Origin of the sequence: Leifsonia sp. Root4 (assembly GCF_001425085.1) — a bacterium.
Taxonomy (GTDB): Bacteria; Actinomycetota; Actinomycetes; order Actinomycetales; family Microbacteriaceae; genus Microterricola.
Genome location: NZ_LMDN01000003.1, coordinates 262,873 through 287,926 on the forward strand (window position 1 = coordinate 262,873; position 25,054 = coordinate 287,926).

Below are 25,054 nucleotides of genomic sequence, written 5' to 3' on the forward strand. Positions count from 1 at the left end.
ATGGAAGCATGACTTCAGCCGACGATCAGACTCCGACCCTGTTCAGCCGTATCGTCGCGCGCGAGATTCCGGCGCGCATCGTCGCGGAGACCGACACCGTCATCGCCTTCCACGACATCGCGCCCCAGGCGCCGCTGCACGTCGTCGTGACCACGAAGACGCAGCAGTACGCCAACGTCGTCGAGCTGGCCGCCGGTGACCCGGCGCTGCTCGCCGAGCTCGTCGCCGTCGCAACGCAGGTGGCGGAGGAGCTGGCCCCCGCCGGGCATACGCCAGGCCAATTCCGTTTGATCTTCAACACCGGACCAGAAGCCGGACAGACCATCTTCCACGTGCACGCGCACGTGCTCGCCGGAACATTCAAGGAGGGCTCGCTTGTCGGATCCTGAGCAGAGACGTTCAGACCAGAACGGTTCTGAAGAGAACCTCGAGCTGCGGCTCGTCATCGACGGCGTCGCACTGGTTCGCCTCTTCGGCGCACAGGACCGGCTCCTCGGCAGGATCGAGCAGGAGTTCCCGGATGTCGCGGTGCACGCACGCGGCAACGAGCTGACCCTCAGCGGTCCGCGGGAGCAGGTTCGGGCCGTCAGCCGCTTGGTCGAGGAACTGCAGGAGCTGATCCGCGAGGGCCAGGACCTGAGCCCTGGCGAGGTGTCGAGCTCCGCCCGCATCCTCGAAGCCGATCAGGGCGCACGTCTGAGCGATGTGCTCGGGCAGGCGATCTTGACGGCACGCGGTCGCAGCATCCGCCCCAAGACGCGCGGCCAGAAGGCCTACGTCGACGCGATCGACGAGAACAGCATCGTCTTCGGCATCGGCCCGGCCGGAACCGGCAAGACCTACCTCGCGATGGCGAAGGCCGTGCAGGCGCTGCAGCGCAAAGAGGTCGACAAGATCATCCTCACCCGCCCCGCCGTGGAGGCAGGAGAGCGTCTCGGATTCCTGCCGGGAACCCTGACGGACAAGATCGACCCCTACCTGCGCCCGCTCTACGACGCCCTGGCCGACATGATGGATCCGGAGCTCGTTCCGAAGCTGCTGGCATCCGGAACCGTCGAGGTCGCCCCGCTCGCCTATATGCGCGGCCGCACCCTGAACTCCGCCTTCGTCGTGCTCGACGAGGCACAGAACACGACGCCGGAACAGATGAAGATGTTCCTGACCCGACTCGGCTTCGGCTCCAAGATGGTCGTCACCGGCGACATCACCCAGGTCGACCTGCCGACCGGCTCGTCCGGTCTGCGCCTGGTGACCCGGGTGCTCGACGGCATCGACGACATCTACTTCGCCCGCCTGACCAGCGAGGATGTCGTCAGACACTCGCTCGTCGGCCGGATCGTCGACGCATACACCGAGTACGACGCCAAGAAGCAGGCCCAGCGTTTCGAACGCGACGAGGCCAGAGAATTCGCGAACCGTGCGGAACGTCGCGGCGGCGTGCCGCGCGATCGCCAGCCGGGCCGCAGCCCCCGCTCCTGAGAGGTACTGAAGAATGAGTATTGAGATCAACAACGAATCGGCCATCGAGGTCGACGAGAGCGCCATCCAGCGCCTCGCCGTCTTCGCGCTCGACGCGATGCACGTGCACCCAGACGCCGAGCTGGCCATCGTGTTGGTCGACGAGGGCGCCATGGAGCAGCTGCACGTGCAGTGGATGGACGAGCCGGGCCCCACCGACGTGCTCAGCTTCCCGATGGATGAGTTGCGTCCGGGCACCGAGGACGCACCGACCCCGGCCGGTCTGCTCGGCGACATCGTGCTCTGCCCGCAGGTCGCCCAGGCGCAGGCCGAGACGGCCGGCCACTCGACGATGGCCGAGCTGCAGTTGTTGACCACCCACGGAATCCTGCACCTGCTCGGATTCGACCACGCGGAACCCGACGAGGAGAAGGAGATGTTCGGGCTCCAGCGCGAGATCCTCGCCGGCTTCGCGCAGCAGGAGCGCCGTCGCTAAGTGGAGATCTTCTTCTTTCTTCTGGCCTTCGTGCTCGTCGCCTTCGGCGGGCTGATGGCTGCCGTCGACGCCGCGATCACCTCGCAGTCGCGCGCCGACATTGAAGAACTCGCCGTCGGGGCCAAGGCCAGGGTGTCGCTCCTGGCCATCGCCAGCGACCCCGGCGCGCACATCAACACCATCAACTTCATGCGAATCATCGCCGAGACGACGGCCGCGGTTCTCGTGACGCTCGCCTTCGCCTTCACCTTCGACGAGGTGTGGGTCGCCCTCGTGCTCTCGGCGCTGATCATGACCGCCGTCTCCTTCGTGCTCGTCGGCGCGAGCCCGCGCAGCGTCGGCCGCGCGAACCCCGGCGTCATCCTGCGCCTGACCGCGCTCCTGGTGCACGTCCTCCGTGTCGCGCTCGGCCCGATCGCGAACGCCCTCGTCGCCCTCGGCAACCGGGTCACGCCGGGACGGCCGAAGCTCGGAACCTTCGCCACGGAGGAACAGCTGCTCAGCATGGTCGACCAGGCGACCGAACTGGACGTGCTCGAAGAAGACGACCGTGAACTCATCCACTCGATCTTCGAGTTCAACGACACCGTCGTGCGTGAGGTGATGGTGCCACGCACCGACATGGTCACGATCTCCGGCGGGGCCGACCTCGGCACCGCGATGGGCCTCTTCCTCAGTTCCGGCTTCTCGCGGATGCCGGTGATGGCCGGAGAGGTCGACGACGTGCTCGGCATCCTCTACCTGCGCGATGTCGCCAAGCTCAGTTTCGAGCGTTCGCTCGACGCAGAGCAGCTCATGGTCGCCGAGCTCGCCAGGCCGGCGCTCTTCGTCCCCGAATCGAAGAAGGCCGACGATCTGCTGCGTCAGATGCAGCTCGAGTCGAACCACCTGGCGATGGTGATCGACGAGTACGGCGGAATCGCCGGACTCGTCACCCTGGAAGACCTGATCGAAGAGCTCGTCGGTGACATCTCCGACGAGTACGACCGTGAGGTCGTCGAGATCGAAGAACTCGGCGCCGGCCGTTACCGCGTCGCGGCCCGCCTGCCCGTCGACGAGCTCGGAGAACTCTTCGGCATCGAGCTCGACGACGATGACGTCGATTCGGTGGGTGGGCTGCTCGCCAAGGCCCTCGGCCGCCTCCCCGTCACCGGTTCCAGCGCCTCCGTCAGCGGGCTCGCCCTGACGGCGGATCGCACAGAGGGCAGGCGCAAGCGCATCAGTACCGTCATCGTTGAACGTGACCAATCACTCATCGATGCAGAAACAGCATTTCCCCCGCAGCACGACGAAGGAGCACGATCATGAGCGACGCCACCACCCCCAGCGACGCCACAACCCCCGAGGGCTACCGGGCGGGTTTCGTCTCGTTCGTCGGGCGACCCAACGTCGGCAAGTCCACGCTGACCAACGCCCTCGTCGGCGAGAAGGTCGCCATCACGAGCTCGAAGCCGCAGACGACCCGTCGCGCCATCCGCGGCATCGTGCACCGCGAGAACGGCCAGCTCATCCTGGTCGACACCCCCGGCATCCACCGCCCGCGCACACTGCTCGGTGAGCGGCTCAACAGCCTCGTGCAGTCCACCCTCGGCGATGTGGACGTGATTGGCATGTGCTTCCCGGCCGACGAGCCGATCGGGCCTGGCGACAACTTCATCAACACGCAGCTCGACGAGTTCCCCCGCGCCAAGAAGGTGGCCATCGTCACCAAGCTCGACACCACGTCGAAGCAGAAGGTCGGCGAGCAGCTGCTCGCCGTCTCGAAGCTGCGCGACTGGGCGGCGATCATCCCGATCTCGGCGATCAACGACGTCCAGCTCGACGTGCTGAGCGAGGAGCTGCTCAAGCTGCTGCCGATCTCCAGCCAGCCGCTCTACCCCGCCGATGCGATCACCGATGAGGGCACGGAGGACCGCATCGCCGAGTTCATCCGCGAGGCGGCGCTCGAGGGCGTCACCGACGAGCTGCCGCACTCCATCGCCGTCACGATCGACGACATGATCGAGCGCGAAGACCAGGACCTGCTCGAGATCTACGCGAACCTCTTCGTGGAGCGCGACAGCCAGAAGGGCATCATCATCGGCAAGGGCGGAAGCCGGCTGAAGGATGTCGGCGCGACGGCCCGCGCGCAGATCGAGCAGCTGCTCGGGCGCAAGGTGTTCCTCTCGCTGCGCGTCAAGGTCGCCAAGGAGTGGCAGCGCGACCCGAAGCTCCTCGGGCGCCTCGGCTTCTAGGTGTTCCGCGCACTGGCACGGAGACAACGCACGGCCGACCTCGTCGGCGCGTGCGTCTTCTTCGTGCTGTTCGCGCCGATCGTCTCGGCGATCGGAGTCGCGGGCCTCGGCTGGGGGCCGGCGGTCGTCGACCTGCTCATCCTCGCCGTCTACTCGGCCGCGCTGGTGTTCCGGCGGCTGTCCCCGCCGATCGCCCTCGCCCTCGCCTGGATCGGCGCGATCATCCAGATGGCGGCGCTGCGCGATGTGCAGCCGGGCAACTTCGCCATCCTGATGGTGCTCTACGCGGTCGGATGCTACGGCAACCGCATCGTGCGCTGGCTCGGGCTCGCGTCGGCCGGCATCGGCGCACTGCTCGCCGCGGCCTACCTGATGTACCTGCTGCCGATGGGCCGCGGGAGCGATGTCTCGACGGTCAGCGTCGGATCCTTCGTGTTCACCCTCGTGGCCTCGCTCGCCGTGCTGGTGCTGCCGTGGACGCTCGGACTGCTGGTCAATGCGCGCACGGCATCGCGCGAGAGCAAGGCCAGGCAGCTCGAGGCCCAGCGCGAGGCCGAACGCGCCGAATACGCCGTCGTCGTCGAGCAGGAGCGCAACCGGATCGCGCGCGACATGCACGACGTCGTCGCGCACTCGCTGGCGGTCGTGATCGCGCAGGCGGATGGGGCGCGTTACGCCGCCGCCACGAACCCGGCGACCGCTGCGCCGGCCCTCAGCACGATCGCCGCGACCGCGCGCGAGGCACTCGCCGACGTTCGCCTGCTCCTCGCCGAGCTCCGGCACTCGGAGGCCGAGGGCCCGCAACCGAGCATCCACGACCTCGAACGGCTGATCGATCAGCTGCGGGTGACCGGGCTGCAGATCGACGTCTCGTCGACGGGCGCGGTCGTGCCGATGAGCGCCAGCCACCAGATCGCGGTCTACCGCATCGTGCAGGAGGCGCTGACGAACGTGCTGCGACACGGCGACGCCAAGCGGCCGGTGACGCTCGACTTCGCCTGGAGCGCCGACGGCGTCCGTCTCACCGTTGCGAGCTCCCTCCGCCCGGCGCCGGCGGCGTCCGGGGCAACGCTGGGCCACGGCATCCCCGGCATGAGGGAGCGCGCCGTGCTGACGGGCGGCAGCTTCCGCGCCGGCGCGACGGAGGCGGGACAGTTCGAGGTCGCGGCCCGGATCCCGAGCGGGATCGCGCAACGCACACTGGATTCAGACTCGACAGCTTCAGACTCAACAGGGGGACTCTCATGACGCGGATTCGCGTTGCACTGGTCGACGACCAGGCGCTCTTTCGCGCCGGCATCCGGATGCTGATCGAATCGCAGCCGGATCTCGAGTTCGTCGGGGAGGCCGGCGACGGCGCGGCCGGTGTCGCGCTGGCCGCATCCACGGCGGTCGACGTGATCCTGATGGACATCCGGATGCCGGTGCTCGACGGCATCGCCGCAACGGAGGCCATCGTGGCCGCCGCCGCGGCTCCCTCCGGCCCGCCGCGGGTGCTCGTGCTCACCACCTTCGACCTCGACGAGAGCGCGGCACGGGCAATCCGGGCCGGGGCCAGCGGTTTCGTGCTGAAGGACGCCGAGCCGGAGTTCCTGCTCGCATCGATCCGCACCGTCCATGCCGGCAACGCCGTCATCGCGGCATCCGCGACCCGTGAGCTGCTCGAGCACTTCGCGGCGCGCGCGCCGCAGCCGGCCGCACCGGCGAGCTTCGAGACGCTCACCCCGCGCGAGGGCGAGATATTCGTGCTCGCCGCGAAGGGCCTCAGCAACACCGAGATCGCCGCGCGGGAGTTCCTCAGCGAGGCGACCGTGAAGACGCACATCTCGCGGATCCTCGGCAAGCTGGGGCTGCGCGACCGCGTGCAGCTGGTCGTCTTCGCCTTCGAGCATCGTCTCGTCGACTGATCCCAGCGTCATCCCTCCGAGGTATGCGGAGCCATCGCTGGCCTGACGCGCGGGGCCCGCGCGCTTCGTAGCGTTGAATCATGGCAATCAACACGACCGACCTCGGCCTCATCGCCAGGGTCGCACACCTCAGCAAAAGCTACGGAACCGGGCAGGGAACGGTCACGGCCCTCGACGACATCTCCATCGGCATCCGCCGCGGGGAGTTCACCGCGATCATGGGCCCGAGCGGCTCAGGCAAGTCGACGCTCATGCACATCATGGCCGGCCTCGACAGCGCCAGCAGCGGGCAGGTGTGGCTGGGCGACACCGAGATCAGCGGCATGGCCGACAGCCAGCTCACCGTGCTCCGCCGGCGCCGCGTCGGCTTCGTGTTCCAATCGTTCAACCTCGTTCCGACGCTCGACGTCATGGCGAATATCATGCTGCCGTTCGAGCTGGACGGCCGGAATCCGACCGCGAAGGAACAGGCCTGGGTCGACCATCTGATCGCATCGCTCGGCCTGTTGAACCGGCTCAGCCACCGGCCGCACGAGCTCTCCGGCGGCCAGCAGCAGCGCGTCGCCATCGCCAGGGCGCTCGGCACCCGGCCCGACCTCGTGTTCGCCGACGAGCCGACGGGCGCCCTCGATTCCCGGACGGGGCGCGAGGTGCTGACGCTGCTGGCTACGGCCGCCCGCGAGTACGAGCAGTCGATCGCGATGGTGACCCACGATCCGATCGCGGCCAGCCACGCCGATCGCATCCTGTTCCTCGCCGACGGCCGGGTGGTCGACGACCGCCCGCGCTCGTCGGCCGAAGAGATCTCCCGCATCATGCTGGGCATGGAAGCGGCGCTCTGATGGCCGCGCTCGGTGGGAAGACCCGCGACCACGGCTCGACGCTCGTCGTCGCCGCGCTGAGCTCGGCGTTCGGCGTCGTGCTGCTGCAGGCGACGGGCATCATTGCGACGGCCATCCAATCCGATGTGGTGGGGGAGTCGGCATCCGTGCGGCTCGCCCTCTCGCTCGTGACCACGGTCTTCACGGTGATCGCCTTCTACGTCGGCGCCATCGTGACCGCGAACACCTTCGGCACGATCATCGCCGGTCGGGTGCGCTCGATCGCGCTGCTGCGCCTGATCGGGGCCAGGGCCGTGACCGTGCGCAGGGCGGTGGCGACGGAGGGGCTGATCGTCGGCGCGCTCGGCGCGCTGATCGGGCTGGCGCTCGGAATGCTCATCACCCTCGGGGCCGTGGCCATCGGCATCCAGCAAGCCTGGCTGCCGGCCGTCGAGTACGCGCTGATCGAGCCGATCGTCGTGCTGCCGGTCGCCGTCGTCGCCCTCGTCACTTGGGGCGCTGCGTGGGTGGGCTCCCGGCGCGTCGTCACGGTGTCGCCGATGGAGGCGACCGGCGCAGCCGTCGAGGCCTCGCTCGAACAGAGCAGGCACCGCACCGCGCGGAACGTCTTCGCGCTGCTCCTCGTCGTGATCGGCTTCGCCATGATGGCGCTCGGCATCCTCGTGAGCCTCGCCAGCGTCTTCGGACTGCTGATCTCCTTCTTCGGCGGGCTCATCTCCTTCACCGGGATCATCCTCGGCGCCCACCTCGTGATGCCGCCCGTGCTGCGCCTCGTCGGGCGGATGCTGGGGAGTGGCCCGACCGCGCGGCTGGCAGCCGAGAATGCCGTCCGCTTCCCGGACCGGAGCTCGCGCGCGACGATCGGGCTCGTCATCGGCGTCACACTCGTCACGATGTTCGCCGTCACGATGGAGAGCTACCGCACCATGGTCGCCAGCACCTTCGAGGACGACCCGCAGATGGCCGCCGTGATCGACCAGTCCGTGACGCTGAGCACCTCGATCTTCCTCGCCCTGGTCGGTTTCAGCGCCATCATCGCGGCGATCGGCATGGTCAACAACCTCTCGCTCAGCGTGCTGCAGCGCACGAGGGAGCTGGGCTTGCTGCGGGCACTCGGATTCACCGGGCGACAGGTGCGCAGCATGATCCTGGCCGAGAGCGCCCAGATGACGGTCGCCGCGGTCGGACTCGGCCTCGTTCTTGGCATCTTCTACGGCTGGGCCGGCGCCCAGTCGCTGCTCGGATCGATCCAGGGGCAGCTCATGCCGCCGAGCCTGCCGTGGCCGATCCTCGTCTTCACGGTGCTCGCCGGTGCCGCGCTGACGCTGATCGCCTCGGTCACCCCCGCCCGCCGGGCCACGACGGTCTCTCCCGTGCTTGCGCTGGCGGTGGACTGAGCGGCGGACTGACCAGGGGTGAACCGAACACCGTCGGGGCTGCCGATTGGTAACAATCGGCTGGCACCGTCTCGCAAGTCCGCGAGACGGTGCTAGCCTGAAAGTGTGTTGCACGGTCTGCTCCTCCTTAGCTGCCGCGACGAGTCCTAATCTCAGGCCTCCCTCGTCGCGGAGTTTGTCGTTGGCTGACCACCACTCGCGAGGAGATTGAGACACCATGAAGAACAACCAAAAAGCATCCGCAATGCCGGTCCACCGTTACCGTGCGTTCCACGAGCAGATCACCGTCGAACTGCCCGACCGCACCTGGCCGACCAAGCGCATCACCGAGGCACCCCGCTGGTGTGCCGTTGACCTGCGCGACGGCAACCAGGCGCTGATCGATCCGATGAGCCCCGAGCGCAAGCGCGTCATGTTCGACCTGCTGGTCGGCATGGGCTACAAGGAGATCGAGGTCGGCTTCCCGAGCGCGAGCCAGACCGACTTCGACTTCGTGCGCAGCCTGATCGAAGAGAACGCGATCCCGGATGACGTCACCATCCAGGTGCTGACGCAGGCCCGCGACCACCTGATCGAGCGCACCTACGAGTCGATCAAGGGCGCCAAGCAGGCCATCGTCCACCTCTACAACTCCACCAGCGTGCTGCAGCGCGAGGTCGTCTTCCGCAAGGACAAGCAGGGCATCATCGACATCGCCCTGCATGGCGCGCGCAAGTGCCGCGAGATGGAGTCGCTCGTTCCCGGCACCGACGTCTACTACGAGTACTCGCCGGAGAGCTACACCGGCACCGAGCTCGAGTTCGCGCTCGACATCTGCAACCAGGTGATCGAGGTCTTCGAGCCGACGCCGGAGCGCAAGGTCATCATCAACCTGCCGGCCACCGTCGAGATGGCCACCCCCAACGTCTACGCCGACTCGATCGAGTGGATGAGCCGCAGGCTCGCCCACCGCGAGAACGTGATCCTCAGCCTGCACCCGCACAACGACCGCGGAACCGCCATCGCCGCCGCCGAGCTCGGTTACCTGGCCGGCGCCGACCGCATCGAGGGCTGCCTGTTCGGCAACGGTGAGCGCACGGGCAACGTCGACCTGGTCGCACTGGGTATCAACCTGTTCACGCAGGGCATCGACCCGCAGATCGACTTCTCCGACATCGACATGGTCAAGCGCACGGTCGAGCACTGCAACCAGCTGCCGGTGCCTGAGCGCCACCCCTGGGTGGGAGATCTGGTCTACACCGCGTTCAGCGGTTCGCACCAGGACGCCATCAAGAAGGGCTTCGAGCAGATGGCCGCGGATGCCGCGGAGCGCGGCGTCACGGTCGACGAGCTGGAGTGGGCCGTGCCGTACCTGCCCGTCGACCCGAAGGACCTCGGGCGCAGCTATGAGGCCGTCATCCGCGTCAACTCGCAGTCGGGCAAGGGCGGAGTCGCCTACCTGCTGAAGAACGACCACGCCCTGGAACTGCCGCGTCGCCTGCAGATCGAGTTCAGCGGTGTCGTGCAGGCCCGCACCGATGCGGAGGGTGGCGAGCTCACCAGCGAGCAGATCTGGAACATCTTCCGCGACGAGTACCTGCCGACCGCAGAGGCCGGCGCCGATGCTGAGCGTTGGGGCCGCTTCGAGCTGATCTCCACCGTCACCACGCACAAGGGCGATGGCGTGCACCTCGAGGTCGAGCTGCGCGACGGAAACGTCGTCGAGATCGCGCAGGGTTCTGGCAATGGACCGATCGCCGCGTTCCTCTCGGTTCTGGCCACCCGCGGGCTGAAGGTCGACCTGTTCGACTTCTCTCAGCACACGCTCTCGGCCAGCGGCGACGCCCAGGCGGCGTCGTACGTCGAGCTCGACGTCGACGGCCAGCGTCTGTGGGGCGTGGGCATCGACGGTGACACGTCCGTCGCGTCGCTGAAGGCAGTCGTGTCTGCCGTCAACCGCGCACAGCGCACAGCGGCATCCGAGATGACGACGCTCCAGAAGATCGCCGAAGCGGTCAGCGTCTAGCCTCTCGCCTCAGGTGCACGGCCCGGGATTTCCCGGGCCGTCGCCCGTTAACCAGCGCGCAGCGCCCGCCTCACGAGGGGATGTGGCTTCGGGGGCGACCTCGTTCCTCGGCTGCTCCCTCGAGCCAGCGTGCGCGGCGCGCAGCGTCGCGAAAAGCGGCAGCCCTCCTCAGGCAACCTCAGGAACCGCACGCGATGCTGGTGCGGTTTGTCCACCGGGGCGCCCCTGTGCATGCTGGCTCGAGCGGGTGGGTTTCCGGCGGTGTCTCTCGGCACGATGGCTTGAGCGAGCGGTGCCGCGACGAAGGAGCAGCGCCGCACGCGAAGCCCTGAGCGTTTCCGTCGAAACGGTGGCCCTGGCAGCTGCGGCGCCCGCCTCACGCGGGTACGTGGCTTCGGGGGCGGCCTCGTTCCTCGGCTGCTCCCTCGAGCCAGCGTGCGCGGCGCGCAGCGTCGCGAAAGGCGGCAGCCCTCCTCAGGCAACCTCAGGAACCGCACGCGATGCTGGTGCGGTTTGTCCACAGGGGCGCCCCCGTGCACGCTGGCTTGAGCGAGCGGGTCGACGAGGAACGAGGAGTCCTGCACGCGAAGCCCTGAGCGGATCCGCGCACACCGGTGCCCCTGCATCCGCCAGGCCAAGAAATTGACGAGCCGCGCGAGTCAGCTGCGGCGCCAGCGGGGCCAGCTGGCGAGGGCGCGCTGCTCCGGCAGGCTCCAGCCGAAGCGCACGGCGAGCAGCCGGATGATCGTCGTCACGCCGACACAGACGATGCCGGCGATCGTGATCTGCACGCCGACCGATGCGAGGATCACGAGCAGGGTGCAGCCGACACCGGCCGCGACCGCATAGAGGGAGCCGACGTGCATGACCGCGATCGGCAGATTCAGCATCATGTCGCGCAGAATCGACCCGCCGACGGCGCTCAGCACACCGACGAAGGCGGCAGGCACCTCCGGAACGCCGTAGGCGAGTGCTTTGGTGACACCGATCGCGCCGAAGAGGCCGATCGTGACGGCATCCAAGCCGATGATGAGCGGATTCAGTTTGTCGAAGACGCGCACGAGGGCCATGCCGATGAGGGCGGATGCCGTCGCCACCGGCAGGTACCAGTTGCTGGCCAGCGCCGCCGGCAGCTGGTTGATGAGCACGTCACGCAGCAGACCGCCGCCGAGGCCGACGGCGACACCGATGATCGCGACACCGAGCAGGTCGATGCGGCGGTCCTTCATGCGTGCCGCGAACATGGCGCCCTGAATCGCTCCGATGGCGACCGCCGTGAGGTCGAGCCAGAGGGGGATGACGAAGAGGGCGGTGCTCATGCTCCATGTATACCAAGTCGCGGAGCCCCGCGATGACGCCGTCAGCGTGCGGCGAGGAACTCCGCGAAAGTCTGCCGCCCGTACGGCGTGCCGGGAACGAGATTGTGGCCGGCGCGGAAGGCGCGAACCGTGGCACCGGGAATCGACAGCGTGCGCACTGTCCTGCGCCCCGAGTGCGCCTCCTGGTAGAGCCGGCCGAACTCGGCGGCGGTGCGCACCTCGGGGCCGCCGATGTCGGCTGCACGGCCCGTCGCGCCGGTGTGCACCAGCTCGACGAGCCGTTCGGCGACCTCGCCGGCCGCGATCGGCTGCGCGGAGAACGGGGGCGCGAGGAGCACGGGGAGCGCGCGCTGGGTGTGGAAGATCTGCTCGATCAGGGTGTGGAACTGGGTCGCGCGCAGCAGCGCGAACGGCAGCCCTGATCCCTCGATGGCGCGCTCAGCCGCCAGCTTGCCGCGGTAGTAGCCGAGCGGGATCGCGTCGACGCCGACAATCGAGATGTAGACGATCCGGGGCGCTGCGCCTGCTCTGGCTCGTGCGGCATCCAGCAGCGCCCTCGTGATGTCGAGGTCGTTGCGATAGCCCGTCGCCAGGTGCAGCACCGTGTCGATGCCGTCGAGCGCCTCGGCCAGGCCGGCGCCGCTCCGGAGGTCGCCCGTGATCAGCCCTGGCCCCTGCCGGCGGCTGAGGACGCGGGGCTCGATGTCCACGGCGCGAAGTCGTTTGACCACTGCGCGGCCCAGATTGCCGGTTCCCCCGGTCACAAGCACGTTCACGCTGCGACTCTACGCCAGCGGTGCGCCCGTACGACCGCGTGCGGCGAGGGGCGGCCCCGACACGACCGGCGCGGGGGATAATTGACTGTGCCTGTCTATCGTGATGAAGCCGTTGTGCTCCGCACCCACAAGTTGGGTGAAGCGGACCGCATCGTCACACTGCTGACCCGGCGGCACGGCAAGGTGCGTGCGGTCGCCAAGGGCGTGCGGCGCACCGCATCGAAGTTCGGCTCTCGCCTGGAACCGTTCATGGTCGCCGATCTGCAGCTGTACGAGGGCCGCACCCTGGACGTCATCACCCAGGCCGAGACGATCGGTGCGTACGGCGCGCTGATCGCCGAGGACTACCCGAGCTACACCGCGGCGACGGCGATGGCCGAGACCGCCGACAAGCTCACGGAGTCTGAGGGCTCGCTGCAGCAGTACCTGCTGCTCGTCGGCGCGCTGCGCTCGCTCTCCAAGCGTGAGCACAACTCGAGCCTCACCCTCGACTCCTATCTTCTGCGGGCGCTCTCCATGGCCGGCTGGGCGCCGAGCTTCCACGACTGCGCCCGCTGCGGTCTGGCCGGGCCGCACGAGCACATGGTGGTGCAGATTGGCGGCGTCGTCTGCGCCGACTGCTCGCCCCCCGGTTCTCCGCGCCTCGACACCGAGACGATCGGCCTGCTCGGCGCCCTGCTCGAGGGCAACTGGGCCGTCGCCGACGCGGCGCCGGAGAACACGGCATCCCGAGCCAGCGGCGTCGTCGCCGCGTACACCCAATGGCACCTGGAACGCGGGCTGCGCTCGCTCTCCCACGTTTCGCGAGAAAGCAGCGTATGACCCCGAAGCCCTTCACTCACAAGGATGCCGTCGCCTACAAGCCCCTGGATTGGACCGGCATCCACCCGCCGGCGATTCCGGCGAAGGCGGTGCCAGAGCACGTCGCGGTGGTGATGGACGGCAACGGCCGTTGGGCCAACGCCCGCGGCCTCACCCGCGTCGAGGGGCACAAGGCGGGGGAGGCGGCGCTGCTCGACGTCGTCGCCGGTGCGATCCAGATCGGCGTCAAGCACCTCAGCGTGTACGCGTTCTCGACCGAGAACTGGAAGCGCTCACCCGATGAGGTGCGCTTCCTGATGGGCTTCAACCGCGACGTGCTGCACCGCCGCCGCGACCAGCTCAACGAGTGGGGCGTTCGGATCCGCTGGGCCGGCCGGAAGCCCAGACTCTGGGCGTCCGTCATTAACGAGCTGCAGTACGCCGAGAAGCTCACCGCCGGCAACTCCACGATGACGCTCACGATGTGCGTGAACTATGGCGGCCGGAACGAGATCACGGATGCCGTGCGCGCACTGGCCGAGGATGTGGCCGCCGGCAGGCTGAAGCCCTCCGCGATCACCGAGAAGGCGATCGCGAAGAAGCTGTACAACCCGGAGATGCCCGACGTCGACCTGTTCGTGCGTAGCTCGGGGGAGCAGCGCACCTCGAACTTCCTGCTCTGGCAGTCGGCCTACGCCGAGATGGTGTTCCTGGACACGCTGTGGCCGGACTTCTCCCGGGTGGATCTGTGGCGCGCCGTCGAGCTGTACGCCGCACGCACGAGGCGATTTGGCGGGGCCGTCGACGCGCCGAGCGCCTGAGCTACTCCGACTCGGAGTTGTTGACGGTGTCGACGCTCTCGGCGCCGTCGACGGGCTCCGTGTCGGCCGAAGCGGTCGCCGGGCGGAGGCGCTCGCGCAGCACGTCGCGGGCCTGCTGGGCGGCCTGGCGCACGGACTTCTCCGGATCGCGGAGGCGCTGGGCGATCGTCTCGACGTGCTCCTCCGTGCCCTGAGCCGCGAGGGCGTGCAGGGCGGCGGCGCGGACGCGCGGGTTCTCGTCGGTCGTCAGGCGCACCAGCTTGGGCGCGACCTGCAAGTCGCGCAGCAGCACGACCTTGGCGCACATCTCGCGCACGCGCCAGGCCTGGTTGCTGAGGCCGACGACGATGTAGGGAGCGGCCGCGTCATCCCAGACGTGCAGCAGGGCGCGTGCGCCCCAGAGCTCCGGCCAGTACAGGGCGGGTGCGCCGTCGAGGATCCCGAGGGCGTGGCGCCCACCGGCGTAGAGCAGGAAGTCTTTGCCCGCGTTCTTGGCGCGCAGCAGGGCGATGGCGTTCTGGGCCACGACCTCCTCGCCGTAGTGGTCGACGGCGGCGGCGATGCGCTCTCCCGTCGGCAGGTCGAGGGGAATGTCGGGGTGCGGGTTGAGTTTGTTTGCCATGGCACTGCCAACTGTATCTGGCCGAGCTGGGTGCCGAGGGAATACAGCGGCAGCGCCGCCGGTTGGACCCTGTTGTGAGTGAACCCATCAAAATTGACGTCTGGTCCGACATCGCCTGCCCCTGGTGCTTCATTGGCAAGCGCAAGTTCGAGGGCGGTGTCACCGAGTTCCAGCAGGATGCCGATGCCCCAGAGGTGATCGTGGAGTATCACAGCTTCGAGCTGGCCCCCGATACCCCCGTCGACTTCGAGGGCAGCGAGATCGACTTCCTCGCCAAGCACAAGGGCATGCCGGCCGAGCGCGTCGGAGAGATGCTCGAGCACGTCACCGGCGTCGCGGCATCCGTCGGCCTCGAGTACAACTTCGACATCCTGCAGCACACCAACACCGTCAAGGCCCACCAGCTTCTGCACTACGCCAAGGCACAGGGCATTCAGCTGAAGGCCGTCGAGCGTCTGCTCAGCGCCTACTTCACAGAGGGCCGCCACCTCGGCCGGGTCGAGGACCTTGCCGATCTCGGCGCAGAGCTCGGCCTGGACCGCGACGACGTGATCCGCTCGCTGAACGAGGACGAGTACCTCGCCGCCGTGCGCGCCGACCAGGCGCAGGCGCAGCAGTTTGGTATCAACGGCGTGCCGTTCTTCGTGATCGACGGCAAGTACGGTCTGTCGGGCGCGCAGGATGCTGGTACTTTTGCACAAGTTCTGCAGCAGGTGCGGAGCGAACGAACCGAGGAGATTTCCGCATGAGCGAGAACACCATCACCACCGAGTCCGTTACCCGCAAGCCCCTCATTCAGCTGACCGACGTGTCGGCTGAGGCCACGGCCGAGGCCGGCTGCTGTGGCGGCGGTAGCTGCGGCGTCTAGTTCTTGATCTGAAACGGGGCATCGCCGATTCGGCGGTGCCCCGTTTTCGCGCGCGCGGGGCGTGCTCCGGATGCCGCCCGCTCTCACGGCCCGTGCGGTTTTCCCGGGCCTCGACAGGTTTGGCTTCGGGGGCGGCCTCGTTCCTCGGCTGCTCCCTCGAGCCAGCGTGAGAATGCACGTCGGTTCGAGCGAGCGATGCTTTTCCGCACGCTGGCTCGAGCGAGCGGCGCCGCGACGAAGGAGCAGCGACGCACGCGAAGCCCTGAGCGGATCCGCCAAAACCGCAGCCGCGCCTGCCAGTGCGCGCGCGACCGGCGTTGAGGCTGTCGGTGCGCGGGGCTAGCGTTGAACCATGACAGTACGTATTGACCTCATCGGATTCGTCGTCGCCGACATGGCGCGCTCACTCGAGTTCTATCGCCGGCTCGGCCTCGACATCCCGGCGGGCGCCGAGAGCGAGGACCACGTCGAGATCACGCTGCCCGGCGGCATCCGCCTCGGCTGGGACACCATCGACGTCGTGAAGAGCTTCGACCCGGAGTGGACGGCCCCCGTCGGCGGCCACCGCATGGTTCCGGCATTCCTCTGCGATTCGCCGGCCGAGCTCGACCAGCTCTTCGCCGACCTCGTCGCCGCGGGCGCCGAGGCGCACAAGGAACCGTGGGACGCGTTCTGGGGCCAGCGCTACGCGATCCTGCGCGACCCGGACGGCAACTCGGTGGAACTCTTCGCTGCGCTGCCCGAGTAACGGCCTACCCGGCTCCGAATTCCGGAAGGACTTCCGCGAAGTCCCACACCTCGCGCTGCAACCGCGCGCACATTTCCGCGCCGTCGCGCAGCCAGTCGAGCCGGGCCTGCTCCGAGCTCCACTCCGAGGAGTCGAGGCATTCGTCGTCCCAGCGTTGCTGCCAGCGTCGCAGCGCGTCGGCGAGCGGTGTGCTCAGTTCGAGATCGGCGGCGGTCACGGTGTAGTTGCCGCTTCCGTTCTCCCAGAGCGGGTAGTCGCGGCCGTAGTCGGGGAACATGCGGATGAAGCGGAGCCGGCCCGACCGCTTCATTGCGGCACGCCGGATGGCTTGCTCGGCGCTCGCGTACGGCGGCACGGCGATCTCCTCCTGCGTGACCGGGTCCACCACCCAGTGCACGTCCGAGCCGGCCACCGCGCCCATGCCGCTACTCGGGTTCGCTGATATCGGCGACGATCGCGCCGAACGCCTCGATCAGTGCATCGGCGTCGACGAAGGCGCTGAAGCCGTGGGCGCCTGCACCCATCGCCACGCGCTGGCCGGCGATGCCGGCATCCGCGTAGACGGGCCACTCGGTGCTCGAACCGAGCGGAGTGATCGTGCCGCGCTCGTAGCCGGTTGCGGTGAGGGCCTGCGTGGCATCCGGCAACTGCAGCTTGTTCACGCCGACGACGGCACGCAGCTTCGGCCAGGAGATTTTGCGCCCGCCGGGCACGAGAGCGAAGAGGAAGGTACCGTCCGCACGCTTCACGACGAGCGTCTTCACGATGCCCGACGGCTCGATGCCGAGCAGTGCGGCGGCCTCGGCGAGGCTGTTCGCGGCCGGGCGCGTGATGATCTCGACGTCGAGTCCGCGCGCCGCGGCATCCGCAGCAACCCTGTCGGTGCCACTCAGTACGCTCGAATCAGCCTGCTCGGCCATGGAGCCCCCTTCACAGAGAATTGTCTGGGAGAATCGAAGAACATGTCTGCCTCCTCCACACTAAGCCCAGCGCCCCGCCTTGCGATCGGACCGCTCGAACTCGACGTTCCCGTCGTGCTCGCGCCGATGGCTGGCATCACGAACACGGCATTCCGCAGGCTCTGCCGCGAGTACGGTGCCGGCCTCTATGTGAGCGAGATGATCACCTCACGCGCCCTCGTCGAGCGCACCCCGGAGTCGATGCGGCTGATCACGCACCACGAGAGCGAGACCACCCGCTCCATCCAGCTCTACGGTGTCGACCCCAAGACGGTCCGCGAGGCCGTGACGATGCTGGTCGCCGAGGACCGTGCAGACCACATCGACCTGAACTTCGGATGCCCGGTGCCCAAGGTCACCCGCAAGGGCGGCGGCGCCGCGCTCCCGTGGAAGCTCGAACTCTTCCGGCAGATCGTCGAGGGCGCCGTGGAGGCCGCCGGAGACATCCCGCTGACGGTCAAGATGCGCAAGGGCATCGACCCCGACCACCTCACCTACCTCGAGGCCGCCAAGGCCGCCGAGGGTGCAGGCGTCGCCTCGATCGCCCTGCACGCGCGCACGGCGAGCGAGTTCTACTCCGGCCAGGCCGACTGGTCCGCCATCGAGAAGCTCAAGAACACCATCACCGGCACGCCGATCCTCGGTAACGGCGATATCTGGTCGGCCGCAGACGCGCTGCGCATGGTGCGCGAGACCGGCTGCGACGGCGTCGTCGTCGGCCGCGGCTGCCTCGGCCGCCCGTGGCTGTTCGGCGACCTCGCCGCCGCCTTCCGCGGTGAAGACGTGCTGTTCCAGCCGAACCTCGGCCAGGTCGCGGAGGCATTCCGGCGGCACGCCGAACTGCTGGTCGAGTTCTTCGAAGACGAAGACCGCGGATGCCGCGACGTACGCAAGCACGTTGCCTGGTACTTCAAGGGCTACCCGGTCGGCGGCGAGCTGCGCGCCCGCATGGCCACCGTCGAGTCGCTGCAGTCACTCGATGACCTGCTCGGCACGTTGGATTGGGACCAGCCCTACCCGGGTGAGGGCGCGGAGGGCCCGCGCGGTCGCGCCGGAACCCCCAAGACCCCGTCGCTGCCGGACAAGTGGCTCGAGTCACGCGACATCGACGGCATTCAGCGCAGCAACCTGACCGAGGGCGAGGGTGACACCAGTGGCGGTTGAACACCTGCCGGGCAATGCCCTCTTCGGCGGATACAGCGAGTACGACTCCGAGCGCGCACTGCCGGAGCAGCACTCCTCACGGCGCAGCGACTTCGCCCGCGACCGCGCCCGCCTGCTGCACTCCAGCGCGCTCAGGCGCCTCGCCGCAAAGACACAGGTGCTGAGCCCGACCGCCGGTCTCGACTTCGCCCGCAACCGACTGACCCACTCACTGGAGGTGGCGCAGGTCGGCCGCGAGCTGGCATCCAGCCTGGGCCTCGACCCGGATGTCGTCGACACCGCGTGCCTCGCCCATGACCTCGGCCACCCGCCGTTCGGCCACAACGGCGAGAAGGCGCTCAACGTCTGGGCCGACGATGTCGGCGGCTTCGAGGGCAACGCCCAGACGCTGCGCCTGCTCACCCGTCTGGAGCCGAAGGTCTTCGGGCCTGACGGTCAGAGCTACGGGCTCAACCTGACCCGCGCGAGCCTCGACGCCAGTTGCAAGTACCCCTGGCCGGACACGAGCTCCGTCGCCGACCCGAGCGGCCGGGCCAAGTTCGGCTTCTACCGCGACGACATCGGCGTCTTCACGTGGATGCGCGCAGGCGCCCCCGAGCGCCGGCTCTCGATCGAGGCGCAGGTGATGGACCTCTCCGACGACATCGGCTACTCGGTGCACGACTTCGAAGACGCCATCGTCAACGGCTACATCGACGTCAGCGCCCTCGGTGACCGGGTCGACCACGACGCCCTCGTCACCTCAATGTACGAGTGGATCGGCGGGGCACACAGCCACGACGAGCTCATCGCCGCCTTCGACCGGCTCGACTCCCTCGACGGTTGGCCGAGCAGCTGGGATGGCAGCCGCCGCGACCAGGGCCGGCTGAAGAACCTGACCAGCCAGCTGATCGGCCGCTTCGCACACGCAGCCACCGAGGCAACCAGGGCCGCGTTCCCGATGGCCAGCCTGATCCGCTTCGACGCCGACGTCATCGTGCCCCGTGAGATCCAGGCGGAAATCGCCGTGCTCAAGGGCATCGTCGCCGCCTTCGTGATGTCGAAGAACGCCAGACAGCCGATCTACGCGCAGCAGCGCGAGGTGCTCACTGAGCTCGCCACCGTGCTCCACGACAGCGGCGAGCAGCACCTCGACACGGGATTCGCGGGGGACTGGCGCGCAGCATCGGACGATGCCGCCCGCAAGCGCGTCATCGTCGACCAGGTGGCCAGCCTCACCGACCAGTCGGCGCTGGCCTGGCACGAGCGCCTGGTGCAGCACTAGCGCAATATCCGTCTCGTGGCGGAGGCGGCCCGCCGCGGATGCCTGCAGGCTTGGCGTATGAGCCAAGCCTTCTTCACGCCGGGAGCCGAGGTGATCACACCGCGTGGACGCGGCGCGGTCATCGATGTCCGGGCCACTCCCTCCGGCAAGTTCGTCTTCGGGGTCGAGGATGTCACCGGTGAGGTGAGCTACTTCACCGAGAAGGCTCTCCGGCTCGCACAGAGCTGATATCGGCCGCGGCAACACGCTCTAGTCGGATCGTGTCGCGCGGTGGACGGTCACCCCAGCGAGGATCGTCTCCAGCACGGGGATGTCGGCGATCGCGCCGGCCGCGACATCCGTCCCCGCTCCGGCCACCAGCGGCGAGCGGCCCAGCACAACCAGATCGGCAAACTTGCCCGGTGTGATCGAGCCGATCTCGTGCTCGGAGAACAGCTGCTCCGCGCTGTTGATCGACTGTGCGCGCAGCGCCTGCTCGACGCTGATGCGTTGCTCAGGAGCGAGCACGCGGCCGCGGTTGCTGCGCCGCGTCACCGCGATCTCGATGTTGCGCAGCGGCTCTGGCGGCGTCACCTGCCCGTCGTTGTGAAACGAGATGCGCATGCCGGATGCCGCGGCCGACCCCGCCGCCGCCCACGGCGCCCCGTGCTCCGGCCCGAAGAGATCATCGACGAGCACATCGCCCCAGTAGTACAGGTGGTCGATGAAGATGCTCGCCGTGATGCCGAGCGCTGCTGCGCGTTCGAACTGGGCTGCGCTCATCGCGCCGACATGCTCCAGTCGCAGGCGGTGATCGGGCCGAGGATGCCGTTGCAGCAGCGCCTCCCACGCGTCGAGCACCGTGTCGACGGCGGCGTCGCCGTGCACGTGGCAGGCCAGCTGCCAGCCGGCGGCGAAATACGCCTCCGAGATCTCAGCGATCTGTTCCGGCGTGTAGTTGGCGTGGCCGCGGTGGCCCGGCTTCAGGCCGAGGGAGCGCGTGGCGGGCGTGTCGAGGTAGGGAAAGCTCGTGGCGATGTTGCCGACCCACGGTGAACCGTCCGCCCACAACTTGATGCCGACCTGACGCACAAGCTCGTCACCGTCGCCCGGGCGTCCTGCGCTCTGCTTCGCGGCCGTCGACATCTCGTAGAGCCGCAGCCGCACCGTGAGAGCTCCGGCCACTCTGGCCGCCGCGATGCCCGCCGCAGTCCCGGGGTTGTAGCCGAGCTCGCCGGCCGTGGTGATGCCTGCCGCGTTCAACCTCGCCGACTCGGCGCGGATCGCATCGATGAACCCGTTCGGAGTCGGCTGCAACGCCGGCCCGAAGATCATCTCGGCCGCCCCGACCTCGCGCAGGCTGCCGTCGAGCTCTCCGCTTGCGTCACGCCCGAACGAGGCTCCGACCGGGTCAGGCGTGTCGCGGGTGACGCCGACCGCTCTGGCGGCAGCCGAGTTGAAGAACGCCGAGTGTCCAGAATTGTGCAGGATCGCGAGCGGGCGTTCGGGGGAGAGGCCGTTCAACCAGCCCATGGTCGGCTCCGGCAGTCCCGTCTGCAGCAACGGATCCCAGCCATTCGCGTAGACGCCATCGGCTCCCGCGGCTTCGATCGCCGCGTGCAGACGCTCCATGACGGCGTCGGCGCTCGGTGCGACGACGGGGCGGATGTCGACGACATCGGGCCCGAGGAAGATCGCCTCGGAGAGCGGATGCCCGTGCGCCTCGACGAAGCCGGGAAGCAGTGCGGCGTCTCCCAGCTCGGTGACGGCCGTATCCGGGCCGATCAGGCGCGCGAGTTCGGTGCGGCCGCCGACCGCGAGGATGCGTTCGCCGTGCACGGCGACCCCTTCGGCCTCCGGCATTGAGTCATCCATGGTGAGGACGGTTCCGAAGAACACCCGGTCGGCGAAGTCACCCATGACAGTCATGGTCGCAGTCTATGAGCTTGCGCCCGGCGCCCGGACGACCTAGCTTGATACAAGCTTGGTACATAACCCGAGCGGTGAGAGCACGGGGGACCACAATGCCGCAGAACGCCATCTGGATACCGCTCGTCCTGGGTGCCCTGGCGCTCGGATACACGCTGATCCACCGTTCGACGGCCCCGCGGCGTCGTCCGGTTGTGGATGCCCTGATCATGCGACTCGAGTTGCCCGTCGACGACCACGTCATCACCCTGATCGACCGTCGGGTGCGCGACAACATGATCGGCACGTGCGCGGCCGGGTTCATCGCACTCGTTCTGGTCGGAGGGCTCGCTGCGGTCAACGGTGGGTTCCCCGAGGGCCAGGCGTCGACGGTTCTGGGGCTCGTCTTCGTCGCGGCGGCCTCGCTCGGCAGCGCGGCGGCCGGGGTCGGCCAGTTCTCCACGCCATCGTCTCGCGGTGCGCGCATTGCCCGGGCGAACACCCCGCGCGAGGGCGATTACGTGCACCCACTGTGGCAGTGGGCATCCGTCGGCGTGAGTGCGCTGGCCGCGCTCTGCGGCTGCGCGATCCTGCTGGGCCTCGGGCCCGAGATCGGCGGTGTCGTCGCCGGCGTACCGGTCGCCGCTGTCGTGGGCGCGACGTCTGTGGCCGTCGTCGCGCAGCTCGCCGCAGCCCTGCTCGGGCGATGGCTCGTGGACGTGCCGCAGCCGGCCCAGAACGAGCTGGAACTGCGCTGGGACGACGCCATGCGCGGCATGGCACTGCGCTCACTCTGGATCGCGGCGTTCACGCTCGGCTGGGCGGCCTGCCTCCTCGCCGGGCTCTGGCTGCTCGCCCCCGCACCCACCATCACGGCATGGCTCGGGTTCGTTGCCGTCGTCCCGATACTTCTGCTGTCCGTTCCGGCAAGCAGGCGATCCACCTGGCGGCTGTGGCCGGACGCCGCCGACACCGAGCCGGCGGCCGCGCCGGCCGTAGCAACGCCGTGATGCTCCGCATCGACTCGGAATCGGCGGCGCCGCCATTCGAGCAGCTCCGGGCACAATTCGCCGCGGCGATCGCGTCCGGGGAGCTCGCCCCCGGCACTCGTCTGCCGACGGTTCGTCGCCTCGCCGGCGATCTGGGCCTCGCGCCCAACACGGTGGCTCGCAGCTTCCGGCAGCTCGAGGTCGACGGGCTGATCGAGACACGCGGGCGCCTCGGGAGCTTTGTGGCGGCCACCGGAGATGCCCGCGAACGCGGCGCCCACGAAGCGGCGCTCCTGTATCTGCAGCGCCTGCGTGATCTCGGCGTCGACGAGGGCGATGCGGAGCCAATACTGCGCGCGGTGCTCGCCCGAACGGCACGCTCGCAATCGGCGCTCGAGGAGCCCTCGCACGCCTAAGATTGAACAATGGCCGGACGAATTCGACAAGCAGACGTTGAAGAGGTCAAGTCACGCACGAACATCGCCGACATCGTCGGTGAGTACGTCACGCTGAAGTCGGCCGGCGTCGGCTCGATGAAGGGCCTCTGCCCCTTCCACGACGAGCGCAGCCCCAGCTTCCACGTGCGCCCGCAGGTCGGTTTCTACCACTGCTTCGGCTGCGGCGAATCGGGCGATGTCTACTCCTTCGTGCAGAAGATGGACCACGTCACCTTCGCGGAGGCCGTCGAACGCCTCGCCGCCCGTGTCGCCCTTGAACTGCACTACGAAGACGGGGGAGCGGCGACCGATCACGGCAACCGCGCCCGTCTGCTGGCCGCCAACCAGGCGGCATCCGATTTCTTCACCGAACAACTCGGCACCCCCGGCGCCGACCCGGGCAGGCGCTTCCTCGGTGAACGCGGTTTCGACGCCCTCGCGGCCGAGAAGTTCGGCGTCGGCTTCGCGCCCAAGAGCTGGGACGAACTGACGAACCACCTGCGCGGCCGCGGCTTCAGCACCGAGGAGATCAGCACGGCCGGCCTCGTCTCCTCCGGCGACCGCGGCGTCTACGACCGCTTCCGCGGCCGCCTGGTCTGGCCGATCCGCGACATCACCGGGCAGACCGTCGGCTTCGGCGCGCGCAAGCTGCTCGATGACGACAAGGGCCCCAAGTACCTCAACACCCCCGAGACGCCGATCTACCACAAGAGCCAGGTGCTCTACGGGCTCGACCTCGCCAAGCGCGACATCTCCCGCAGCCGCCAGGTCGTCGTCGTCGAGGGCTACACCGATGTGATGGCCTGCCACATGGCCGGCGTCACCACCGCCGTCGCCACCTGTGGCACGGCATTCGGCGTCGACCACATCAAGGTGCTGCGCCGTGTGCTCGGCGATGCCGCCGGCGTCGGCGAGGTCATCTTCACTTTCGACCCGGATGCCGCGGGCCAGAAGGCCGCGATGCGCGCCTTCAGCGAGGAGCAGCGCTTCTCCGCGCAGACCTATGTTGCCGTCGCACCCGACGGACTCGACCCCTGCGACCTGCGCCTCCAGCGCGGCGACGCGGCCGTGCGCACTCTCGTCGACGGCAAGAAGCCGATGTTCGAGTTCATGATCAAGCAGCTGCTCTCCCAGTTCAACCTCGACACCGTAGAGGGTCGCGTCGGGGCCCTGCGCGCCGGGGCGCCGATCGTCGCCGACATCCGCGACCCCTCGATCCGCCCCGGCTACACCCGCGAGCTGGCCCGCCTGCTCGGCATGGAGCTGCACGAGGTCACGCGCGCCGTCTCGGCCGCGGGCGGCCGTGCCCAGCGTGAGAACGCCGCACCGACACGCAGCTCCGAGGCCGCCCCCGCCGCGGAAGCGGTGGATGCCCGGCCCTACTCGATCACCGACCTGCCCGGCGACCCGGCCACCCGCCTCGAGCGAGACGCGCTCATGGCCATGCTCCAGCACCCAGGGCTCGCCGGCCACGCCCTGCTCGGCAGGGCCACCCAGAGCGGCATGACGAACCCGTCGCTCGGGATCGTCTGCGACGCCATGGCCGCCGCCCTGGTGCGCTTCGATGCCACCCAGGACCTGGACACGTCGGCCTGGGCCGGCGCCGTGCTGAGCGAGCTTCCGGAGTCGGTCGTTCCGCTGGCGCAGCAGCTGCTCGTCGCCCCGATCCCCGAGCGCAGCGAGCGAGAACTCACGGTGTACGTGCGCGGCATTGTGACGGCGCTCATCGACCGCGACCTGCTTCGACACAAGGCCGAGCTGCTCGGCCGACTGCAGCGCCACGATCCGGCCGACCGCGAGACCTCGGTCACGCTGCAGCGTGCGCTGATGGCGATCGACGCCGAGCGCAATGCCCTGCGCGCCGAATAACTGCTTCTGGGCCACATTCACGAGAGATTCGTGCGTCCAAACGCATATGCCTGCGCGCGCATGTTTCGGCTCGGTAAAGAATTCCCGCACACCCGCCGCCCGGCCCTCTTCCTGTGCTAAATCTTGTGCAGCACACTGCATCGTCGCAGCGTCATCCGCTGTGCTGTGCAGATCATTCCGCACCAGGAAAG

Annotated in this window: 27 protein-coding genes; 21 read left to right on the forward strand and 6 right to left on the reverse strand. The window is 68.6% G+C overall.

Translation table 11 applies throughout. The features are described 5' to 3' along the window. Positions 1-8: 8 nt before the first annotated feature. The 10 genes from ASC66_RS10965 (at position 9) to leuA (ending at position 10,339) form a co-directional block, all read left to right on the forward strand. On the forward strand, positions 9-389 hold the full coding sequence (locus ASC66_RS10965) for an HIT domain-containing protein (RefSeq protein ID WP_055839136.1): 381 nt from the start codon (positions 9-11) through the stop codon (positions 387-389). Beyond that, complete coding sequence (locus tag ASC66_RS10970) at positions 376-1,479, forward strand: PhoH family protein (protein ID WP_082492266.1); 1,104 nt, start codon at positions 376-378, stop codon at positions 1,477-1,479. Before ASC66_RS10965 ends, ASC66_RS10970 begins: the two co-directional genes overlap by 14 nt. Positions 1,480-1,492: 13 nt before the next feature. Beyond that, positions 1,493-1,954: an rRNA maturation RNase YbeY gene (ybeY, locus tag ASC66_RS10975; RefSeq protein ID WP_055839138.1), complete on the forward strand. Its 462-nt coding sequence runs from the start codon at positions 1,493-1,495 to the stop codon at positions 1,952-1,954. After that, a complete protein-coding gene (locus tag ASC66_RS10980; protein WP_286145591.1) occupies positions 1,955-3,262 on the forward strand; it encodes a hemolysin family protein in 1,308 nt (435 codons plus the stop codon). Further along, on the forward strand, positions 3,259-4,188 hold the full coding sequence (gene era, locus ASC66_RS10985) for a GTPase Era (protein ID WP_055839141.1): 930 nt from the start codon (positions 3,259-3,261) through the stop codon (positions 4,186-4,188). The genes ASC66_RS10980 and era overlap by 4 nt, the downstream gene beginning before the upstream one ends. After that, complete coding sequence (locus ASC66_RS10990) at positions 4,189-5,436, forward strand: sensor histidine kinase (RefSeq protein WP_055839144.1); 1,248 nt, start codon at positions 4,189-4,191, stop codon at positions 5,434-5,436. Continuing rightward, positions 5,433-6,095, forward strand: a complete 663-nt coding sequence (locus ASC66_RS10995; RefSeq protein ID WP_055839146.1) for a response regulator — start codon at positions 5,433-5,435, stop codon at positions 6,093-6,095. Before ASC66_RS10990 ends, ASC66_RS10995 begins: the two co-directional genes overlap by 4 nt. Positions 6,096-6,175: 80 nt before the next feature. Further along, a complete protein-coding gene (locus tag ASC66_RS11000) occupies positions 6,176-6,937 on the forward strand; it encodes an ABC transporter ATP-binding protein (protein ID WP_055839150.1) in 762 nt (253 codons plus the stop codon). Then, entirely contained in the window at positions 6,937-8,334 is a 1,398-nt protein-coding gene (locus tag ASC66_RS11005; protein ID WP_055839153.1) for an ABC transporter permease, read from the forward strand. The genes ASC66_RS11000 and ASC66_RS11005 overlap by 1 nt, the downstream gene beginning before the upstream one ends. A gap of 217 nt (positions 8,335-8,551) precedes the next feature. Next, positions 8,552-10,339, forward strand: coding sequence for a 2-isopropylmalate synthase (gene leuA, locus ASC66_RS11010; RefSeq protein ID WP_055839156.1), 1,788 nt, complete (start codon positions 8,552-8,554; stop codon positions 10,337-10,339). 659 nt (positions 10,340-10,998) lie between these two features. Here leuA and ASC66_RS11015 read toward each other — a convergent pair. Both ASC66_RS11015 and ASC66_RS11020 read right to left on the reverse strand, forming a co-directional pair. Further along, on the reverse strand, positions 10,999-11,658 hold the full coding sequence (locus ASC66_RS11015) for a trimeric intracellular cation channel family protein (RefSeq protein ID WP_055839159.1): 660 nt from the start codon (positions 11,656-11,658) through the stop codon (positions 10,999-11,001). 41 nt (positions 11,659-11,699) lie between these two features. Next, positions 11,700-12,434 carry an SDR family oxidoreductase gene (locus ASC66_RS11020; RefSeq protein ID WP_055839162.1) on the reverse strand — a complete coding sequence of 245 codons (735 nt, stop codon included), beginning with the start codon at positions 12,432-12,434 and terminating at the stop codon, positions 11,700-11,702. 87 nt (positions 12,435-12,521) lie between these two features. Here ASC66_RS11020 and recO point away from each other — a divergent pair, with 87 nt between their 5' ends. Both recO and ASC66_RS11030 read left to right on the forward strand, forming a co-directional pair. Further along, a complete protein-coding gene (recO, locus tag ASC66_RS11025) occupies positions 12,522-13,256 on the forward strand; it encodes a DNA repair protein RecO (RefSeq protein WP_055839165.1) in 735 nt (244 codons plus the stop codon). After that, complete coding sequence (locus ASC66_RS11030; protein WP_055839168.1) at positions 13,253-14,056, forward strand: isoprenyl transferase; 804 nt, start codon at positions 13,253-13,255, stop codon at positions 14,054-14,056. Before recO ends, ASC66_RS11030 begins: the two co-directional genes overlap by 4 nt. A 1-nt stretch (position 14,057) precedes the next feature. Here ASC66_RS11030 and ASC66_RS11035 read toward each other — a convergent pair whose 3' ends face one another. Next, complete coding sequence (locus ASC66_RS11035; RefSeq protein ID WP_055839172.1) at positions 14,058-14,678, reverse strand: HEAT repeat domain-containing protein; 621 nt, start codon at positions 14,676-14,678, stop codon at positions 14,058-14,060. Positions 14,679-14,752: 74 nt separating this feature from the next. Here ASC66_RS11035 and ASC66_RS11040 point away from each other — a divergent pair, with 74 nt between their 5' ends. The 3 genes from ASC66_RS11040 (at position 14,753) to ASC66_RS11045 (ending at position 16,294) form a co-directional block, all read left to right on the forward strand. Then, positions 14,753-15,427, forward strand: a complete 675-nt coding sequence (locus ASC66_RS11040; protein WP_055839175.1) for a DsbA family oxidoreductase — start codon at positions 14,753-14,755, stop codon at positions 15,425-15,427. Continuing rightward, complete coding sequence (locus tag ASC66_RS18560; protein WP_286145592.1) at positions 15,424-15,546, forward strand: hypothetical protein; 123 nt, start codon at positions 15,424-15,426, stop codon at positions 15,544-15,546. The genes ASC66_RS11040 and ASC66_RS18560 overlap by 4 nt, the downstream gene beginning before the upstream one ends. Positions 15,547-15,898: 352 nt before the next feature. Next, positions 15,899-16,294 (forward strand): VOC family protein, encoded by a 396-nt coding sequence (locus ASC66_RS11045; protein ID WP_055839178.1) that lies wholly within the window; start codon positions 15,899-15,901, stop codon positions 16,292-16,294. 4 nt (positions 16,295-16,298) lie between these two features. Here the strand turns inward: ASC66_RS11045 and ASC66_RS11050 are convergent, their stop codons facing one another. Both ASC66_RS11050 and ASC66_RS11055 read right to left on the reverse strand, forming a co-directional pair. Further along, positions 16,299-16,715: an immunity protein CdiI family protein gene (locus ASC66_RS11050; RefSeq protein ID WP_055839181.1), complete on the reverse strand. Its 417-nt coding sequence runs from the start codon at positions 16,713-16,715 to the stop codon at positions 16,299-16,301. Positions 16,716-16,719: 4 nt separating this feature from the next. After that, the gene (locus ASC66_RS11055; RefSeq protein ID WP_055839184.1) at positions 16,720-17,214 is read right to left on the reverse strand and encodes an aminoacyl-tRNA deacylase; all 495 of its coding nucleotides are present in this window, start codon (positions 17,212-17,214) and stop codon (positions 16,720-16,722) included. Positions 17,215-17,256: 42 nt separating this feature from the next. Between ASC66_RS11055 and dusB the strand changes: the two genes are divergently transcribed. Genes dusB through ASC66_RS18335 form a run of 3 tightly spaced genes read left to right on the forward strand, consistent with a single transcriptional unit; the run spans position 17,257 to position 19,909 of the window. After that, complete coding sequence (gene dusB, locus ASC66_RS11060) at positions 17,257-18,417, forward strand: tRNA dihydrouridine synthase DusB (RefSeq protein WP_055839189.1); 1,161 nt, start codon at positions 17,257-17,259, stop codon at positions 18,415-18,417. Continuing rightward, positions 18,407-19,681 carry a deoxyguanosinetriphosphate triphosphohydrolase gene (locus ASC66_RS11065; protein ID WP_235496861.1) on the forward strand — a complete coding sequence of 425 codons (1,275 nt, stop codon included), beginning with the start codon at positions 18,407-18,409 and terminating at the stop codon, positions 19,679-19,681. Before dusB ends, ASC66_RS11065 begins: the two co-directional genes overlap by 11 nt. 57 nt (positions 19,682-19,738) lie before the next feature. Further along, positions 19,739-19,909, forward strand: a complete 171-nt coding sequence (locus tag ASC66_RS18335; protein WP_200944805.1) for a hypothetical protein — start codon at positions 19,739-19,741, stop codon at positions 19,907-19,909. Between the two features lie 21 nt (positions 19,910-19,930). Here the strand turns inward: ASC66_RS18335 and ASC66_RS11070 are convergent, their stop codons facing one another. After that, the gene (locus ASC66_RS11070) at positions 19,931-21,589 is read right to left on the reverse strand and encodes an amidohydrolase (RefSeq protein ID WP_157509759.1); all 1,659 of its coding nucleotides are present in this window, start codon (positions 21,587-21,589) and stop codon (positions 19,931-19,933) included. 95 nt (positions 21,590-21,684) lie between these two features. Between ASC66_RS11070 and ASC66_RS11075 the strand changes: the two genes are divergently transcribed. From ASC66_RS11075 to dnaG, 3 genes are read left to right on the forward strand one after another with little or no spacing between them, the layout of a single operon-like run. Next, positions 21,685-22,578, forward strand: a complete 894-nt coding sequence (locus tag ASC66_RS11075; protein WP_055839197.1) for a hypothetical protein — start codon at positions 21,685-21,687, stop codon at positions 22,576-22,578. Continuing rightward, a complete protein-coding gene (locus ASC66_RS11080) occupies positions 22,578-22,973 on the forward strand; it encodes a GntR family transcriptional regulator (protein ID WP_055839200.1) in 396 nt (131 codons plus the stop codon). The genes ASC66_RS11075 and ASC66_RS11080 overlap by 1 nt, the downstream gene beginning before the upstream one ends. 9 nt (positions 22,974-22,982) lie before the next feature. Then, a complete protein-coding gene (dnaG, locus tag ASC66_RS11085) occupies positions 22,983-24,863 on the forward strand; it encodes a DNA primase (RefSeq protein ID WP_055839203.1) in 1,881 nt (626 codons plus the stop codon). Positions 24,864-25,054: the final 191 nt, after the last annotated feature.

Bases quoted from the DNA above. Each gene is read 5' to 3' on its own strand.
- ASC66_RS10965 (WP_055839136.1), top strand. From the start codon at position 9: ATGACTTCAGCCGACGATCAGACTCCGACCCTGTTCAGCCGTATCGTC.
- ybeY (WP_055839138.1), top strand. From the start codon at position 1,493: ATGAGTATTGAGATCAACAACGAATCGGCCATCGAGGTCGACGAGAGC.
- era (WP_055839141.1), top strand. From the start codon at position 3,259: ATGAGCGACGCCACCACCCCCAGCGACGCCACAACCCCCGAGGGCTAC.
- ASC66_RS10995 (WP_055839146.1), top strand. From the start codon at position 5,433: ATGACGCGGATTCGCGTTGCACTGGTCGACGACCAGGCGCTCTTTCGC.
- ASC66_RS11000 (WP_055839150.1), top strand. From the start codon at position 6,176: ATGGCAATCAACACGACCGACCTCGGCCTCATCGCCAGGGTCGCACAC.
- ASC66_RS11005 (WP_055839153.1), top strand. From the start codon at position 6,937: ATGGCCGCGCTCGGTGGGAAGACCCGCGACCACGGCTCGACGCTCGTC.
- leuA (WP_055839156.1), top strand. From the start codon at position 8,552: ATGAAGAACAACCAAAAAGCATCCGCAATGCCGGTCCACCGTTACCGT.
- ASC66_RS11015 (WP_055839159.1), bottom strand. From the start codon at position 11,658: ATGAGCACCGCCCTCTTCGTCATCCCCCTCTGGCTCGACCTCACGGCG.
- ASC66_RS11030 (WP_055839168.1), top strand. From the start codon at position 13,253: ATGACCCCGAAGCCCTTCACTCACAAGGATGCCGTCGCCTACAAGCCC.
- ASC66_RS11035 (WP_055839172.1), bottom strand. From the start codon at position 14,678: ATGGCAAACAAACTCAACCCGCACCCCGACATTCCCCTCGACCTGCCG.
- ASC66_RS18560 (WP_286145592.1), top strand. From the start codon at position 15,424: ATGAGCGAGAACACCATCACCACCGAGTCCGTTACCCGCAAGCCCCTC.
- ASC66_RS11045 (WP_055839178.1), top strand. From the start codon at position 15,899: ATGACAGTACGTATTGACCTCATCGGATTCGTCGTCGCCGACATGGCG.
- ASC66_RS11050 (WP_055839181.1), bottom strand. From the start codon at position 16,715: ATGGGCGCGGTGGCCGGCTCGGACGTGCACTGGGTGGTGGACCCGGTC.
- ASC66_RS11055 (WP_055839184.1), bottom strand. From the start codon at position 17,214: ATGGCCGAGCAGGCTGATTCGAGCGTACTGAGTGGCACCGACAGGGTT.
- dusB (WP_055839189.1), top strand. From the start codon at position 17,257: ATGTCTGCCTCCTCCACACTAAGCCCAGCGCCCCGCCTTGCGATCGGA.
- ASC66_RS18335 (WP_200944805.1), top strand. From the start codon at position 19,739: ATGAGCCAAGCCTTCTTCACGCCGGGAGCCGAGGTGATCACACCGCGT.
- ASC66_RS11070 (WP_157509759.1), bottom strand. From the start codon at position 21,589: ATGACTGTCATGGGTGACTTCGCCGACCGGGTGTTCTTCGGAACCGTC.
- ASC66_RS11075 (WP_055839197.1), top strand. From the start codon at position 21,685: ATGCCGCAGAACGCCATCTGGATACCGCTCGTCCTGGGTGCCCTGGCG.
- ASC66_RS11080 (WP_055839200.1), top strand. From the start codon at position 22,578: ATGCTCCGCATCGACTCGGAATCGGCGGCGCCGCCATTCGAGCAGCTC.
- dnaG (WP_055839203.1), top strand. From the start codon at position 22,983: ATGGCCGGACGAATTCGACAAGCAGACGTTGAAGAGGTCAAGTCACGC.